At 62.8% G+C, this 15446-nt stretch carries 18 protein-coding genes and 1 pseudogene; 6 read left to right on the forward strand and 13 right to left on the reverse strand.

All coding sequences use genetic code 11. From position 1 onward, the window contains the following. Nucleotides 1-56: 56 nt before the first annotated feature. The 5 genes from FBY31_RS08645 to FBY31_RS08665 form a co-directional block, all read right to left on the reverse strand. Nucleotides 57-902 carry an SGNH/GDSL hydrolase family protein gene (locus FBY31_RS08645; protein ID WP_142045189.1) on the reverse strand — a complete coding sequence of 282 codons (846 nt, stop codon included), beginning with the start codon at nucleotides 900-902 and terminating at the stop codon, nucleotides 57-59. An 80-nt stretch (nucleotides 903-982) separates the two neighbouring features. Next, a complete protein-coding gene (locus FBY31_RS08650; RefSeq protein WP_235012983.1) occupies nucleotides 983-1744 on the reverse strand; it encodes a glycoside hydrolase family 16 protein in 762 nt (253 codons plus the stop codon). An 810-nt stretch (nucleotides 1745-2554) separates the two neighbouring features. After that, on the reverse strand, nucleotides 2555-3229 hold the full coding sequence (locus tag FBY31_RS08655; RefSeq protein WP_142039376.1) for a hypothetical protein: 675 nt from the start codon (nucleotides 3227-3229) through the stop codon (nucleotides 2555-2557). Between the two features lie 200 nt (nucleotides 3230-3429). Next, nucleotides 3430-3915 (reverse strand): hypothetical protein, encoded by a 486-nt coding sequence (locus FBY31_RS08660; protein ID WP_142039379.1) that lies wholly within the window; start codon nucleotides 3913-3915, stop codon nucleotides 3430-3432. Between the two features lie 112 nt (nucleotides 3916-4027). Next, nucleotides 4028-4432 (reverse strand): response regulator transcription factor, encoded by a 405-nt coding sequence (locus FBY31_RS08665; RefSeq protein ID WP_200833337.1) that lies wholly within the window; start codon nucleotides 4430-4432, stop codon nucleotides 4028-4030. 116 nt (nucleotides 4433-4548) lie between these two features. Here FBY31_RS08665 and FBY31_RS08670 point away from each other — a divergent pair, with 116 nt between their 5' ends. Continuing rightward, on the forward strand, nucleotides 4549-4749 hold the full coding sequence (locus FBY31_RS08670) for a hypothetical protein (protein ID WP_200833482.1): 201 nt from the start codon (nucleotides 4549-4551) through the stop codon (nucleotides 4747-4749). A 67-nt stretch (nucleotides 4750-4816) separates the two neighbouring features. On the opposite strand, the gene FBY31_RS08675 is transcribed toward FBY31_RS08670, so the two are convergent. From FBY31_RS08675 to FBY31_RS08690, 4 genes are all read right to left on the reverse strand, one after another. Further along, nucleotides 4817-5632: an MBL fold metallo-hydrolase gene (locus FBY31_RS08675; protein WP_142039384.1), complete on the reverse strand. Its 816-nt coding sequence runs from the start codon at nucleotides 5630-5632 to the stop codon at nucleotides 4817-4819. A gap of 68 nt (nucleotides 5633-5700) precedes the next feature. Then, complete coding sequence (locus FBY31_RS08680) at nucleotides 5701-6891, reverse strand: type II toxin-antitoxin system HipA family toxin (protein WP_142039387.1); 1191 nt, start codon at nucleotides 6889-6891, stop codon at nucleotides 5701-5703. Further along, nucleotides 6884-7087, reverse strand: a complete 204-nt coding sequence (locus FBY31_RS08685) for a helix-turn-helix transcriptional regulator (protein WP_142039390.1) — start codon at nucleotides 7085-7087, stop codon at nucleotides 6884-6886. The genes FBY31_RS08680 and FBY31_RS08685 overlap by 8 nt, the downstream gene beginning before the upstream one ends. A 212-nt stretch (nucleotides 7088-7299) precedes the next feature. Beyond that, complete coding sequence (locus tag FBY31_RS08690) at nucleotides 7300-7617, reverse strand: antibiotic biosynthesis monooxygenase family protein (protein WP_142039394.1); 318 nt, start codon at nucleotides 7615-7617, stop codon at nucleotides 7300-7302. 294 nt (nucleotides 7618-7911) lie between these two features. Here FBY31_RS08690 and FBY31_RS08695 point away from each other — a divergent pair, with 294 nt between their 5' ends. Then, a complete protein-coding gene (locus tag FBY31_RS08695; protein ID WP_142039396.1) occupies nucleotides 7912-8133 on the forward strand; it encodes a hypothetical protein in 222 nt (73 codons plus the stop codon). 277 nt (nucleotides 8134-8410) lie between these two features. Here the strand turns inward: FBY31_RS08695 and FBY31_RS08700 are convergent, their stop codons facing one another. The 3 genes and pseudogenes from FBY31_RS08700 to FBY31_RS08710 all read right to left on the reverse strand — a co-directional run bounded on the left by FBY31_RS08700 (nucleotide 8411) and on the right by FBY31_RS08710 (nucleotide 10962). Continuing rightward, nucleotides 8411-8890 carry a hypothetical protein gene (locus FBY31_RS08700; protein ID WP_142039398.1) on the reverse strand — a complete coding sequence of 160 codons (480 nt, stop codon included), beginning with the start codon at nucleotides 8888-8890 and terminating at the stop codon, nucleotides 8411-8413. A gap of 740 nt (nucleotides 8891-9630) precedes the next feature. Beyond that, nucleotides 9631-10549 (reverse strand): annotated as a pseudogene (locus tag FBY31_RS08705) (dihydrolipoamide acetyltransferase family protein); the annotation flags it as partial. A 68-nt stretch (nucleotides 10550-10617) separates the two neighbouring features. Next, the gene (locus tag FBY31_RS08710) at nucleotides 10618-10962 is read right to left on the reverse strand and encodes a carboxypeptidase-like regulatory domain-containing protein (RefSeq protein ID WP_160142450.1); all 345 of its coding nucleotides are present in this window, start codon (nucleotides 10960-10962) and stop codon (nucleotides 10618-10620) included. Nucleotides 10963-11219: 257 nt separating this feature from the next. Here FBY31_RS08710 and FBY31_RS08715 point away from each other — a divergent pair, with 257 nt between their 5' ends. The 4 genes from FBY31_RS08715 to FBY31_RS08730 all read left to right on the forward strand — a co-directional run bounded on the left by FBY31_RS08715 (nucleotide 11220) and on the right by FBY31_RS08730 (nucleotide 13663). Next, nucleotides 11220-11462, forward strand: coding sequence for a hypothetical protein (locus FBY31_RS08715; protein WP_200833338.1), 243 nt, complete (start codon nucleotides 11220-11222; stop codon nucleotides 11460-11462). A 62-nt stretch (nucleotides 11463-11524) separates the two neighbouring features. After that, nucleotides 11525-11797, forward strand: coding sequence for a hypothetical protein (locus FBY31_RS08720; protein ID WP_142039403.1), 273 nt, complete (start codon nucleotides 11525-11527; stop codon nucleotides 11795-11797). 2 nt (nucleotides 11798-11799) lie between these two features. Continuing rightward, entirely contained in the window at nucleotides 11800-13029 is a 1230-nt protein-coding gene (locus FBY31_RS08725) for a hypothetical protein (RefSeq protein WP_142039406.1), read from the forward strand. A 286-nt stretch (nucleotides 13030-13315) separates the two neighbouring features. After that, nucleotides 13316-13663: a DUF1036 domain-containing protein gene (locus FBY31_RS08730; protein ID WP_142039409.1), complete on the forward strand. Its 348-nt coding sequence runs from the start codon at nucleotides 13316-13318 to the stop codon at nucleotides 13661-13663. 222 nt (nucleotides 13664-13885) lie between these two features. On the opposite strand, the gene FBY31_RS08735 is transcribed toward FBY31_RS08730, so the two are convergent. After that, entirely contained in the window at nucleotides 13886-15445 is a 1560-nt protein-coding gene (locus tag FBY31_RS08735; RefSeq protein ID WP_142039411.1) for a dihydrolipoamide acetyltransferase family protein, read from the reverse strand. Nucleotide 15446: the final 1 nt, after the last annotated feature.

Raw genomic sequence — 15446 nt, forward strand, 5'->3', positions numbered from 1 at the left:
CCCATGCTGTTGCTCCTGCCCGGTCACCGTTGCCCCGCCGGCGCTGGCTGGATCCCTTACTGGATCAAGCTGGCCCAGGCCGCCAGGAACTTCTCGGCGATGTAAGCGTGCCCGGCGGTGTTTGGGTGGGCGCCGTCGGAGTTGAACCCTTGACTGTTGGCACTCGTGAACCAGCCGGCCTCGACGGCGTCAACATAGGGAGCGTTGGCAGCTGCGGCACCAGCACGGACGGCGCTGTTCACGCCGCGGAGTTCCCCGGCGAGGGGCTGGGGCGCCGACGGCCCAAGCACCACAACCTGGACGCCCGGCCAGAACCTCCGGGCCGCCTCGATAGTCTGCGTAGTGGCAGCTTCAACTTCATCAGGATCGGCGACCGCGGAGTCGTTCTGTCCGCCTTGAAGAATGAGGACGTTAGGCACAAAGGCAGGATTGGCAGCGACTTCCCGCAACCGGACTTCGTACTCACCACCCAACTCGCCCTGCGCCCCGCCGCCCCGCGCAAACCCGGTTCCGGATACGCCGTCGATGTTGGCGGGGTACCCGAGCTTCCCGGCAACGACGTACGCCCAGCCCTGGTCCGGCCGGTCTGCACCCACCCCGGCAGTGTATGAATCACCAAGAATAAGCAGGACGGGCTCGGCGGGCAGCTCAATTCCCAGCTGCTGGGCAGTTGCAGTTGCAGTAGCCGTGGGTGTGGGGGCCGGGGACGCAGTAGCCGTGACCGCCGCCGTCGGCGGGCTTGCCGGCGCAGGACTAACAGCTTCGCCTAAGCCGCGCGGATTCATCAGGGCGATAGCTGCCACCCCGAAGGCGAGAACAGCCAGCAGGAAAAGCGCAGCGTACTTGACCCACTCCTGCTTGGTCACGCTGCGGCGCCCGCCGTATCTCGTCACCCGGCACATCATACCCGCGGCCTTGGCCGGTAGCAGGACTGAGTTCCCCAATCTCCGTCCGTCATGAGTGGCTTAGGAACGGCCCGCTGCTATTCCTTTGCCCACATGGCCAACCAATCAACCTGAACATGGCCGCTGGTTTCGGGCAGCGGACACGTCGGCAGGCAGGACTCGGTCTGCAGGATGAAGTGCATTGGTTTGTCCGGTACGCCTGTAGTAGCAACGCCAATGGAGCTTCCATCCAAGAAAAACTCAATACGTCCGGGACTCCACTCGGTGGTGGCTGTATGCCAGGACCCAAATGGAACGTTGGGACGAAAAACATCGGCCTCATGCCCTTTGGGGCCGACGTAATGCAGGGCAGCATAAATGACCTTCGACAGGTCCCCCTCTGGAAAATCGATCTCCCCGTCCTGCGGCCACTGCTTGCTGTCGGGCCAAAACAGCCATGCCAACTTGTATCCGGGCAAGACGTCGGCCCGGAAGCGGACAGAGTAGCGCCCGTATACAAAGCTGTTCCAGGGCCGCTGGGTGGCTCCCGCAACTTTAGGTGAGGGTGCTGCACCCATTGATACGCCGTTTTCCGAGTGCAGATACATGTCCAGGACGCCATCATGAACGCTCAGGACCTTTGAGGGATAGTACCCGGACGTTCTCTCGCCCTTTTTTTGCATTTGAGCAGCTGTATCCGGCGTACCGTCGAAGTAATTTTCGCTCCATCTTGCGCCGTAGATGGGCCCCGGAAAGCCGCCAATGGGGACATCTCCCTCGGTGAAGTCCTCGGCAAAAACCTGTTTCCAACCAGGACGGTCGCCCACCGGCATGGCGTCGGCGGCAGGAGCAGCCGGCACGGCCTCCGGGGCGGGAGCGGCCGGCGCGGCCTCAGGGGCGGGAGCAGCCGGCACGGCCTCAGGGGCGGGAGCGGCGGGCACGGCCTCAGGGGCGGGAGCGTCTGGGGTGGGAGGGACCGTAGTTGGTGCTGCAGAACCGGAAACCGGGCTCACCGGATCCCGGCCTTCCGTTTCAGCGGTCTCGTCCGGCGCTGAGTAGGAAGCAACGCCGAGGGTGCCGCATGTGAGAGCGAACAAAGCCACTATCAAGACGAGGATGCGGGTCCGGCCACGGTGCTGAATCTTCTCCAAGGTGTCACTCCGTCCAAGAGGAGTTACTGCATCTTACCGCAGAGGTCCATCGAGCGGGCCGGTTGTGGATCCGCCTGCGGCAGCTTCCCTGGGTAAAGATCCCCGCTTGCAAGTTGTCCTCCATGGATGATGCGGTAGGGACCTTGAGCAAGAACGGTGCGTGGGTGCCCTCATCCCCTATCCGTTTCACCCTAGGTGGGGCGGGGCCCGCGGTCATGAGTACCGGGTACTCGTTTTTCCGCGTCCCTCATCGGTGCGACTACTCGCTTTACTTGTCTTGCATCAAGCCGGTGATCAACAGGAAAGGAGAAAGCCCCTCCTAAGAGGGGCTTTCAACGTAGTGGTCATGTGTCTTCTGGTTTACGTCAACCTCGATGCATTCCCCCTCTCCAGACGCCCCCCGGCGCCCATCCGGACTACGAACTCTAATGACGGGTCCGCGGAGAGTAAAGGCGTTGTGCTAATAGATTTCCCGGGGGGCCATTTACCCCGCGGACTCCCACACTTTGCCACGCACTCTCACAAAACGACGTCGGCGGCACGCCTCTTGGCTTCCGCGCGGGAGGCCAGCGCCAACAGGATCCAGCCCAAGCCGAAGACCACGCAGGCGGCAGCCCCGAAGGCCATCGGCAGCATTTGCAGTGCGAACATCAACGGCCGCAGCAGCAGGATCATCACCCCGGCGCCGCCCAGGAGCATGAGTCCGGACGAGATCATGGTGCTAAGCCTGCTGGAAGATGGCTTCTCCCGCGCGACGGATAGTCCTGCCGAGAAGAGCCCCAAGCCCAGGAAGAGCGCTCCAAAGCTGAGTCCACCAGTCGTTAGGGCGTCGATCTGTCCCAACTGGCCGGCCATGGCCGTCAAGCCAAAAACCGCTGCAAAGACCAGAAGCACCTGGGACCCCGTTCTCAGTTTTCCAGGCACAGAGCGCAGCGCCGTGGCGCAGGAAAGCGCAGCCCACGTTGTCGCCAGCAGAGCCAGGACTCCGGGCAGGTTATATAGGATGAACAACCCGTGGCTGAGAATGAGCGAATATCCGAGGTCCTCCCGCCACAGGACATCCCGCCCGTACGGCGTCATGAAGCGGTAATACCCATAAGCAGCCCAAAGCGCTCCGCCGAACGCCATAATCAGGCGAATAGCCAGCCCAGGCAGGGGCACGGGCTGGGCGTCGCCGTGGTCCCGAGTGTCCATCGCTGTTCCTCCCCGCCGGCCGAGTTTGCACTCCTTCCGGGGCCCAACCGGTAGCCGTTATTTCTCGTGCTCTGTCAGGATTACTGCCAAGGTTTCCAGGTTCGCCCTCGTGGAGCGGGATATGCGGCAGCCACGAGCGGATCAGTGATCCTGCCGAACAGACCGCCGAGCCCTGGCGAACGAGGGGCGTGCGAGGGGATTCAAGCCACCTGCACGTTTCCCGTCCGGCCCTGGCTTCGGGGGGCCGAGGTCCACAGCAAGGCGCCCAGCACTATCCACGTCAGGGCGAACGGGACGACGAAGAGAATGCGCTCGTTCTGGTCATTCGCGCCGAGCAGGAGCAGGGCTGAGGCAGCCAACAAGACCCCTGCCCACACAGGCAGCACCCGTGAGGATGCAACGCTGATTCCCAGGACGACATAAGCGGCGATGGCGACGACCACCAGGGCGAGACCGGCGAGGTACAGAACGGAGCCCATCAGCGCGAAGCCAATAAACATCCCCGCAGCCGCAGCGACAGCGGCAATCCGTACTGTCCGCGGCGCTGCCGGTTGTGCGGCGAGAAACGCCAGGGTCGCCGCGACAATGAGGACTATGCCTGCCAGGAAGAGTAACGCTTCGAAGGGACCCGCCGACCGGTAGGTCCGCCCTACGCATTCCTCAGCTATGCATCCGGGCGGTTGCATAGCCTGCATAATTGCGGATGCAGTCAGGCAGAGACCGCCCGCAATTCCGGCTCCTCCCCAACCACGGGCGAACCCTCTGCCAGTGGCCTCCGCCTGCATCGAACTGGTTTCTTTATTCTGCTTTTTCATCGATCTGCCTTTCCATGATCTGTGCCATATTTTGTAGCGTGCGCAAGGCTGAAGCCCGCACTGGAATCCGCCTTCCTTTTACGGTTTTATGGCCGGATCCAGCCAGCCTTCGCCTTTCGCAAGAGCGCGGATTGCAGCGGCGAGTGCCTGCGGTGCCGAATTCTTCAAGAGGAAGCCGGCGGCGCTGCACCGCATGGCAGTAGTGAATCTCCAGGCACTCGGCGCCGTTCGCAGCCTCGCCCACCACTTCCAGGTCCGGCTCGGCAGCCAGCAGCAGCGATAGTCCCGCCCGGATCAGCCGCTCGTCATCGGCAAGGACGATGCGCACCTTTGGCACTTCTACCGGTTCCGGCCAAGCCGATGCATATGGTCGCGGCTCATCGTCCATGACCGAAAGTATCCTCCGTGCCCTGCCTGCTGTCAGTAGGCAATAGCCCCTGCTCCACCTGGAGATGTAGTGCAGAACATCGAACCGGTGATGGACGCCCTCCAGGTGGCGGCCAAGTGGACAAAAGCAAGGCGGAGGTCGAGGCGTTCAGCCCGCAGCTGTATCACTACATCAGCCATCTGCACATCGCGCTCAGCGGCTTTATCACCGCTACCGGGCTGGCCATCGCGGGCCTCTCCTGGTACGGGGTGCGCCGCGGGGAACGGTGGGCTTTCACCGGTGCCGTTACCGTCCGCCCCGTCAGTGAAGCTGACTAGGCTCAGCCTCCCAGGTGAGGGTACGACGGCGGCACGCGGCCGCCGTCGTACGCCTCCAGTTTCCGCCCTAGTGCTCCCGGCGGGTCTCCTGGAGCCGCTTGATGAACCAGCGCGACTGTTCCGGCCCGTAGGGCAGGACGGGGATGGCCTTGGTGGCGTCGCTGGGGGTGTCCCGGATGGACTGGCGTGCCTGGCGGACGGCAGTGGTCATGGTGTTCGCCATGGTCCTGACGAACTGGTCGCTGCACGGCTTCCCGTGCCCGGGAATCAGGAACTCGTAGCGGTGCCGCAGCGCCGAAATGTGCCGGAGTGCATCCGCCCACTCCTCCGGGTAGGAGTCCTCGAAGGACGGGTGCGCGCCCTGCTCCACCAGGTCTCCCACGAAAAGGGTGGTGGGTGTGCCCACCAGCAGGTCGCCGTCGGTATGGCCCCGGCCCAGGAAGAACAGGGTCGCGGTCAGCCCGCCGAGGTCCACCAGGACGGGCTGGTCCTTCACGATGGCGTTGGGGACCACGAGCTCCACGTTCTCGCCTTCGCCGGTCGACATCTCCGGTTCCAGCGTCCCGACGAAGCGGCGCTGGAGGTCCCCGCGTTCCTCAATCTCGGTAGCGCAGTTCTGGTGTGCCCAGAATTCGGTGGCGCCGTCTTCCGCGAACACCGCGTTGCCGAAGAAGTGGTCGTAATGGGCGTGGGTGTTGACGACGACGAGCGGCAGCTGGGTCTTCTCCCGCACCGCATCCAGGATCTCCCGGCCCTGACGGGGGCCGCAGCCGGTGTCGATCACCATGGCCCGCTCGGACCCTACGATCAGTCCGGTGTTCAGCAGCGATCCTTCGGTAACCAGCACATAGTTGTCCGCGCCGACTTCGAGCCATTCCGACATTGTTTCTCCGTACCTCCGGCAAAGCAGTGTTCGTTCGTCTAGCCGTTGAGTCTACCCACGGAACCCCATCAGTCCACGAATTCCCCGCGGCGGTGCCGTAGCTCCCGCAGTGTCCCGTTCAGAGGTGATCCGGTGAATGGCAGTGCCTCCAGGTTGATGGCCTGGGCAGCGGCCAGTGCCATCCTGTTGGCCGCGGTGGCCGCCCGTTGGGGAAGCCCGATGCTATCGGCGAACTCCTGCCAGTGCTTCGCCTTGAGGTTCTTCACCCGGCCGGTGATGGTTAGGGCCATGGTGTCGTCGCCGTAGAGGAGCGTGCACGGGATGTCATAGACGGGGGCAACCACCCAGCCGCCGCGCCCGCCTTGCAGCACGGCCGCGTTCTTGGCGTGCAAGTCCCCGTTGCCGGTCAGCCAGGCGAAGATGAACTGCAGGTAGAGGTTCCTCACGGCCACTGCGCGGGCCTTGCACAGGCCTGCCAGTGCAAGAATCACGTTTTCAGAGCTCACGGCATATTTTGATGCGGGGGGAAGGTCCAGGACCTGGGCGGCATCCTCCAGGGCCAGCCTCTGGGGCTCGCCGTCCGCGGTGCGGTCGAACCGTTCAACCAGCAGGCCGGGCAGCCCGTTCCGGTCCCTGACCACGCTATGCCTGGCAACAGGGATTCTCAGCGCTTTCGCGCCGGCGAGGTGCGCTGCTTCGTTGACCACCAGGTGCGGGTGCTGCGGCGGATCGAGCTTCAGCAGGTATCGTCGGTTCGCCAGGGCAAGCGGGGTGGTGAGCATTGACGCGCTGGCTTTGGCCTGGACCCCTGGCAACCCGTGCGGATCAACGGCCTCGGCCAGGGCAGCGAAGTCCAGATCCTCGGGCCGCGAGGTGTCCGCCAGCGGTAGCGGCTCCTTCGGGTTCTCCCCCGCGGGCACCACCTGGACGTCGCCGGGAACATCGGAGCCGACGGCGAGCAGGAGGCTGAGCTCGTCGCCCAGGCTCGTCTTCACGGCGTCCTTGAGCAGTGTCAGGCGGTGCCCTTCGGGCAGGAGGCCCGAGAAGAAGGACGGCAGGGCCCCGCTGGGCGCTTCCACCGGATCTGCGGTGAGGGGCAAAGTGGTGCTCACAGGGCCTCCGCCCGAAGTGAGATAGTCGGGGACATAGGAGAAAACCACGCTGCCGCGCGCAGTCCTGTTCAGATGCCCGGCCAGCACGCCTGCCTTGTAGACGTCGGCGTTCCGGACAAATTTGAGGCGGCGCAGGTCATCAGTCATCGATCGCCCTGAGGTGCAGCCCCACCGCGTTGGCCGCGGCCGCTACGGTTACCAGGGAGGGATTGCCTCTTCCGGTTTCGATCGCGTGGACGGTCCGGGAGGACGTTCCGATCAGGTCAGCCAGTGTGGCCTGGGTGATGCCGGCCTCCTTGCGGGCACGCCGAATGCTGGCACCAATGGCCACGACATCTTCCACCAGCAAGCCTTTCCGAAATATATTGCCGATACAGCTTCTGCACCGCCTACTATTCCGGACCTCAGGCCTGATCCGCAAGATATTTCCGAAATTGCTGTAATCGTCTGTGCGACCCCAAGGGGGAGATCCGATTCAGCAAGATATTGCGAGCAACGTCTCCACCTACAAACGCAAAAGACGTACGACGGCGTCGCGCGCCGCCGTCGTACCTCTCACCTTTCAGCCAGCAGGGGCTGAGCAGAGTTCACGATCTCGTAGTGTTCCACCAAGGGAAACGGATCATAAAACTTGTGCAGCAGCTCCCGCCACTGCTGGTACTGCGGCGATCCCCTAAAGCCAAGGGTGTGGTCTGCCAGGCTCTCCCACTGCACGAGCAGCAAGTAGGTGCCGGGAGATTCGACCGAACGCGAGAGAGATAAAGAGATAAAGCCCGGCATGGAGGCGATAATCGCACGGGCACGATCGAACGCCGCCTCAAACTGTTCTTCTTGGCCGGCGATGACGGGAAGCAGCGCGTGTTCGGTAATCATCGGGCAAGTCTCGCACAGGGCTATTTGCAGTGGCCTTCGGCTTTTTCTTCCGATGATGCCCGGCACTGCCGGAAGCCAGCGAAAAATTGCGTTGACCTCTCCATGGCCGCGGACCAGACTCGTAAATGGGGTGCTGGGGATCGACGCGGAGGGGACAGCGTGGCCCTTCCGCCTCTGAACCACATTCGGACACCCGCGTTCCTGCCGAAGAAGGGGATTCGGCTACCACGCGCCTCGGTCCGCGGGCTGAGGCGGCGTTCCATACCGGAATGACAAAGTGTGAGGTTCTCAGAAATGGGCATTGAAGAGTTGTGGGACCGGCTCGAGCCAGAAACCCGGCAATGGTTTGTCAATAATCCCGGGTGCAGAATCCTTCCCCGGGCTGTGGTGGCAACGATCGATAAGACCACCGGAGCCCAACTCGAAGAGGACCGGCACGGTGAAAGTGTCCTCTCTCCCAGCGACTGCGAGTTTATCCGCACCGCTGCGGACCTTGCCGAACGCCGGCGCGTCTAAGTCCTCCGGAAAGTAAGGCGTACGACGGCGGCACGCGGCCGCCGCCGTACCTCTTGGAGCCGGCGGTTGGGCCTGGGGCGACGCCCGCAGGGTTCCCTGACCGAGCTGGCGAGGTTAGGGAGCGGGTGGGGAGCGAAACCCTCTGAAGGGTCAGATGTCCGCGCGGCAAGGGGAAAGCCCCTCATAGGAGGGGCTTTCCAAGCCATTGTTAGCAGCGAAGTCGAGCCTCTCGCCCTGACGCTGTCTTGTTGGCTAGATGGAGGAATCGGAGCATTCCCTATGCAAGCAATGCGCAAATGTCCGTTACATCTCCGGTGCCGCTGAATACTCTCGCTTCAGTTCCGTCCTCGTTGAGGGCGAAGTTAAAGTTTCCCTCCAACAGGAATAGTCCCGGTTCGTCTGACTTTGCCTCTCGTGCATTAAGCACGACATTCAATCCGGTCACTGTAACTTCGGTTGTGCCATCAGCCTGCAACTGGCCATGAGTCGTCCCTGTAATCAGAAAGGTTGCTTCCTCTCCGGTTTTGAGGTTAATGACGGTGACTTCCTGACCAGGAGAGGCGACCAAGAATCGGTCACTGGGAAGCTCGATAAACTTTGACTTACCGGTTACGACCAACTGGACCGGGAACTTACAAACCTGATTCGCTTTGAAGGTCACGTCCAAGAGAACATCACCACTCGAGGCAGCGGCTACGGGGCCGGCACTGGCAAACAGGGCAAAGAACAGGGCACACATAACTATCAGTTTCTTCATCAGAAACTCCATTCCAAGAATTCAGTGGGGCGCGCAGACTGCCAAAATAGTCAGTGCAAATGCACGCAAGGAGGGTTGCTGGATACTCGGCATTGAATGTCCAGCATCCGCGGCATCCACCCAAAATAGGTAACTCCGCGGACGGATTGCGGGTGAGGAGCAGAGCACTAATTATTCCCGCATCAAGTCTTACTTGGTGAGTAAGTCGGGCTGTTGTATCGACTATGTTGAGATTACTAGGTGCCAGGATATTAGCCCGCGGGTTCCCGGCATGTGAAGCCCCGAATAGGGAATAGGGGGCTCAAATAGGGGGTAGGGGGTTCAAATAGGGAAGTTGGGGGTTTCACATCCAAGCTGTCCTGCCACTGCAGGTATTGGATACAGTACAATCTCGGGATCGCGGTCGTCGGCCGCGGGGGACCGATAGACGGATTCTACGAATGCCGGATGAGCGGCCCGGAGCCCCTGAACCAATGCGGAGGCTGCAAGCGAACTCATCGAGGGCTCCCCCTGCCCGGCCCAATCAGGCGGAGCCGCCCCTGTCCTGGGGCGAAAGGCGTTCTGCATGAGCGCTCCTGTGAATAAGAGGATGGCGAGGTCGCGATTACACCGAGCACGGGGCGGCCGCCGTACCTCCTGGCTCCAGAAGCCGGTGGTTGGGCCTGGGGCCACGCCCGCAGGGTTCCCTGACCGAGCTCGCGAGGTTAGGGAGCGGGTGGGGAGCGAAACCCTCTGGGGGCTTAGATGTCGGCCAAGAGGCTGTTCGGGTTCTCGATCGCGTCCGCGACGAAGCGGAGGAAGCCGGCGGCGGTGCCGCCGTCGGACACCCGATGGTCGAAAGTCAGCGTCAGCTCGGTGACCTTGCGGACGGCCAGCTCGCCGTTCACCACCCACGGCTTGTCGATGATCCGGCCGACGCCGAGGATGGCCACCTCGGGGTGGTTGATGATCGCCGCGGACCCGTCCACGCCGAACACCCCGTAATTGTTGAGCGTGAACGTGCCCCTGCCCAGCTCGGTGGGAGTTGCCTTGCCTTGGCGCGCGACGTCGGTCAGCCGGCGGATCTCAGCGTCCAACTGCCGGGCACTCAGCTTCTCCGCCCCGCGGACGGACGGCACCACGAGGCCGCGGTCGGTCTGGGCGGCGATGCCTAGGTTGATCCCGTCGAACGAGACGATCTCCTGTGACCCGTCGGTCTCGGTTTCGATCCGGGTGTTCAGCTCCGGGTACTTCTTGAGGCCTTGAGTTCCTCACGGAGTTCAACGAGTGCGGTGGCGTCGACGTCCACCCAGACAGTCGCTTCGGGGATCTCCGACCGGCTCCGCGACATGTTCGCCGCAACGGCTTTGCGCACTCCCCTGACGGGTGTGCGGGAGGCGATGGCCAGTCCGGTCCGGGCATCGGTGGTCTCCGGTGATCGAGCTTGTCGAGATCCAGGAGCCCCGGCGGTTTCGGTGGTTGAGCCTGTCGAAACCCGTTCGCTGGTTTCGGTGGTTGAGCCTGTCGAAACCCGTTCCGGCGCGTGAATCACTGCTTCTATATCCTTGCGCATGATCAGGCCTCCCTCGCGGAGCCGGGGAGTTCACCGAGGTCGACGCCGTGCTCCCGGGCCATCCGCCGGACCAGCGGGGAGATCACCGCGCCGAGCTTGCCGAGAACGACGGGCCCGCAGGCCGCCGTCGTACCCTCACGCTAGCAGGTGGCTGCAGAGCAGTTAATGACAGGCATCAGCGCACGCCGGAATCGAACGCCACTTTCACCTCCGTGAACGACCCGGCCTCGACGACCACATTCTCCGGCGGAGCGGACGGCATTGGAGCGCCGGATGGGTTCACGGCGTGAAGCTGGTAGGTCCCGGGCTGAAGCTCGAGCTGGAAATCTCCCTGGTCATTAGCTGTGGTTTCACGCACCATTGTCCCGGCGGCATCCCTGATGGTGATGCGGGCCGGCAGAGGAATCGCGGTGCAGGGGGTGGCATTGATGATTTCGGGGCATCCGGCATCGACGGTGACATGGCCTTTGATCCCTGAATTAGATGGGCCCGTTGCGCAGGAGGCCAACATCCCTGCCATGAACAGCGTGATGAATGCCGACTTCAAGACGCGGAGCAAAAGGCGCATACCGCAACAACGTCTCTACAGAGGCACAGGTTCCTGCATCTGCCGCGACTCCCGGCGCGGGGAATTAGGGACCGGTGTCAGGGCATCAAAAACTACGCGTCCGCGGCCACCAAAGTGTCCACTGATGGCCGTTCCAGTAACGCATCAGTAACGCCAGTGCAACTCTAATGAGGTGCGAAACCGTTCTTCGTCTGAGAAAGGGGCAGGGCATGAAAAGGAAGCTGAGGAGGATCTTCTGGTGGGAGGCGATCGGGGCGGTGGCAAGCGGGGTGCTCTTCATCGTCACGCTCTTTAACCGCGAATGGATTGAGATCCTGTTCCAAGTGGAACCGGACGGGGGTAACGGAACCATGGAATGGGCCGTCGTCATTATCTTTGCGGCGCTCACCTTGGTGTCGGGGATACTCGTCCGCCGTGAATGGCGGCATTCAGTCATCCGCGAGGCAACCTGAGCCTGCATCCAACACCACCCATCACCCTAGTCAATGTTAATTTCTCGTAGGAATGAGCCGAGATGAGCGAGCCAGCAGAGTCACCCGCTCCGCAAGGGTCAGAGCAATCCACGAAGGTTGAACTCTCCGGCCCAACCTTCCAGCCGGAAGAGAATGCTCCACGGGAGGAACCGCACCTACCCGACCTGGACCGACGGCAGGAAGCCATCCGTACAGAACGGCGCCCGGCAGGTCCGGAGTCAACAAACCAGGACCAGGAGGAAGCCGTCGAGAACGAGCTTCCCCAAAACAATGACGAGCCTGAAACTGATCCGGCAGAAAGTTCCCAGGAGTAGCCATGTCTCCCGTGTCGATTTTGTCCAACATTTCACTGGGCGACGGGCCCACGAGCAATAACACCTCCACCGTGGGGGAACCGACCGCGGCAGTCTCTGGCAACCACATGTTCATGACCGGGAACTGGTATGCCAGCCAGAGCACGGACGGCGGCACGAACTGGAAGCACGTGGATCCCTTCACTGCCCTCCCCTCCGCTGCCGGGGGGTTCTGTTGTGACCAGGTGGTGCTGTACGACTCGCGTCGAAAACTCTGGATCTGGATTCTGCAGTACATCCGCAGGAATGGATCCAACGTTTTCCGGCTTGCCGCCGTCCACGATCGCGACTTCGGCAACCCCGGCGCATGGTACTGGTGGGATATAGCGCCGACGACAGTGGATGGATCGTGGACACAGCTGTGGTTCGACTACCCAGACGCAGCAGTTACCGCCGATAACCTGTTCGTCACGTTCAACGTTTTCAACAATGTCGGAACCGGGCAATGGCAGCGGGCTGTAGTAATGCGCTTTCCCCTCGCGACCATTGACAACCGGGGAACGCTGATTTTCAACTCCTGGTCAACCACCCGAAACGGTTCCATCCGGCTCACGCAGGGCGCCGGACGGACAATGTATTTTGCCAGCCACAATTCAAATCAACAGCTGCGCCTGTTTTCGTGGGCAGACGGGCAAAACGGCGTCAGCTGGTGGGACATCAACGTCGCAGCATCCAGCGACGCGATTTCTTCCAACGCTCCCAACAACGTCAACTGGCTGTCCCGGGCCGACAGGAGAATCACCGGTGCCTGCCTAGGCAATGGCACCGTTACCCTGATGTGGACCGCCGGCAGCGGAGCGAACCGGCCCCACCCTTACTGTAGGGTCGTGCAGATCGCCGAGGCCTCCAAACAGGTCACGGCCCAGCCAGATATCTGGAGTTCCGTCCGGTCCTGGGCCTACCCGGCCGCGTGCACCAACAGCGCCGGAGTGCTCGGGTTCACGGCTTTCTATGGCGGGGAAGACCGCAACCCAGGACACATGGTGGGCGTCCGTGACGCCAACGGAACCTGGAGCACGGCTTACAGCAAACTGGGAAGCCACTCGCCCAATGAACCGAAGTGGGGAGACTACCTGTGCTGCCGTCAGCACACGCCCTCGGCCGAGACCTGGATCGCCTCTGGATACACGCTCGAAGGCGGCGAGACCCGCACCGACATTCTTCCCCGCCTTGTCCAATTCTCACGAGTGTAATTGATTCTTGAGTTTGAAGCCTCTACAGGAAAGGCGAAACGGTGAATGGAAACCGGAGCGAATGGAAACCGGAGCAAGTTCAGGAAAACCTCGGCGCGGCAAACGAGAACTTGCCTGAAGCACGGACCACAGACAGGTTCCCGGTAGCAGGCACAGCAAGTGGCATGGACTTGCGGGCAGGTGAGGATATGTACGTGGAGGATGCCGCCGGAACCATGGATTCAGCTATTGATCTGCGGATGCCCCCGGACCCGCCCCGACGGCCTACGGATCAGGCCGGTCGGTGATGGGCCTCTACTTCAGCAACGGCACGGGGGACATCCTCTTCGTGGCCTACGCGTACCACGCTCCCGGCTGCGAAGGCGGCACGGACTGGTCAAAGAAGGGCTGGTACCGCATCGCTCCCGGTGGCACCGTGAAGGTCTTCAGCGGGTGGGCGGGACCCGGGAAGTACTTCGTCTTCGCGGAAAACGGGTCCCGCACCAGAGCTTGGTCCGGCCCATTTTTCACCCAGTTGCCATCAAGGGCATTTGACTGGTGCTGGCAAACCGGGAGTACGGACAGCCGTACGCTTGGTCTCACCAAATTCGAGGTGGGGTGGGGGATTCTCGATCACACTGTCCGCTTGACCTGATAACCAAGGCGGATCTGCAACAGGCGTTGCCGCCATTACGTCAACTGAGAACCACCTTAGCCAGGAGCATGCCCACCGTCCCTGGCGCTTCCCAGGAGGCAGAGCGACTACGACGGCGGCACGCGGCCGCCGTCGTAGTCCTCGCCGTCCGGAGGGCTCAGTCCCGACATGGGGTGAGCGAGGGTTGCGGTTAAACCGACATCAAGTGAGAGAGGGTTTGGGTCAGAGGTCGGCCAAGAGGCTGTTCGGGTTCTCGATCGCGTCCGCGACGAAGCGGAGGAAGCCGGCGGCGGTGCCGCCGTCGGACACCCGATGGTCGAAGGTCAGCGTCAGCTCGGTGACCTTGCGGACGGCCAGCTCGCCGTTGACCACCCACGGCTTGTCGATGATCCGGCCGACGCCGAGGATGGCCACCTCCGGGTGGTTGATGATCGCCGCGGAACCGTCCACACCGAAAACGCCGTAGTTGTTGAGCGTGAACGTGCCGCTGCCCAGTTCGGTGGGTGTTGCCTTGCCCTGGCGCGCGACGTCGGTCAGCCGGCGGATCTCCGCGTCCAGTTCCCGGGCACTCAGCTTCTCTGCCGCGCGGACGGACGGCACCACGAGACCGCGATCGGTCTGTGCGGCAATGCCGAGGTTGATCCCGTGAAAGGAGACGATTTCCTGGGACCCGTCGGCCGCCGTTTCGATGCGCGTATTCAGCTCCGGATACTTCTTGAGGCCGGCGGTGACGAAGCGGGCAATGAACGCAAGAAGGCCTGGCACCTCTGAGCCGCCCGCCTTGAGTTCCTTACGAAGTTCCACGAGCGCGGTAGCGTCGACGTCCACCCAGACAGTTGCCTCGGGGATCTCCGAGCGGCTCCGCGCCATGTTGGCGGCGACGGCTTTGCGCACTCCCCTGACAGGCGTACGCGAGGAAATTGCCAGGCCGGTCCGGGCGTCGGTGGTCTCCGGTGATCGAGCTTGTCGAGATCCAGGAGCTTCGGTGGTTTCGACCGCATTGGTTTCGAGAGGCTCAATCACCGGCGGGTGGATCGCTGCCTCAACATCCTTGCGCATGATCAGGCCGCCCTCGCCGGAGCCCGGGAGCTCGCCGAGGTCTACGCCGTGTTCGCGGGCCATGCGCCGGACCAGCGGGGAGATCACCGCGCCGAGCTTGCCGGGGACGCGGGTGCGCAGGAGGGTGAGGTCGTCCGCCCCGGTGGTTGAGCTTGTCGAAACCTCAGGCTCAACCACCGACACAGAGCCCTTCCGTGCCCTGGTACGCCGGGCAACCCCGTGACCGCCAGGCGTTCCGTATCCGATCAGTACATTCCCGGACCCGGCCTTCTCCTCCTCGCGGTAAGTCTCGGCAGCAGCGTCCGCCGCTGCGGATGATGCCGCCCCGGGAGTGGCATCGGGCCTGTCGGAGCCGGACGGCGTGCTGCTTGCAGCATTGCCGTCCGGCGAAGGGGCGGGGGCGGCATCATCCGCGGCGGTCCCAGGCTCAACCACCGGGGTTTCGATATGCTCAACCACCGAGGAGGCAGGCTCAACCACCGGGGAAACCACCGAGATCAGCGGCTTGCCCACGTCCAGGGTCTCGCCCGGCTGCCCGTGCAGCTCCGCCACAATCCCGGCATAGGGCGAAGGCACCTCAACCGTGGACTTCGCGGTTTCCACCTCGGCGATCGGCTGGTCCACGGAGATCGAGTCCCCCACAGAAACATGCCACGAAACCAGTTCGGCTTCGGTGAGGCCTTCGCCCAGGTCCGGCAACAAAAACACACGCGTTTCACTCATG

Source organism: Arthrobacter sp. SLBN-100, assembly GCF_006715305.1.
Lineage (GTDB): Bacteria > Actinomycetota > Actinomycetes > Actinomycetales > Micrococcaceae > Arthrobacter.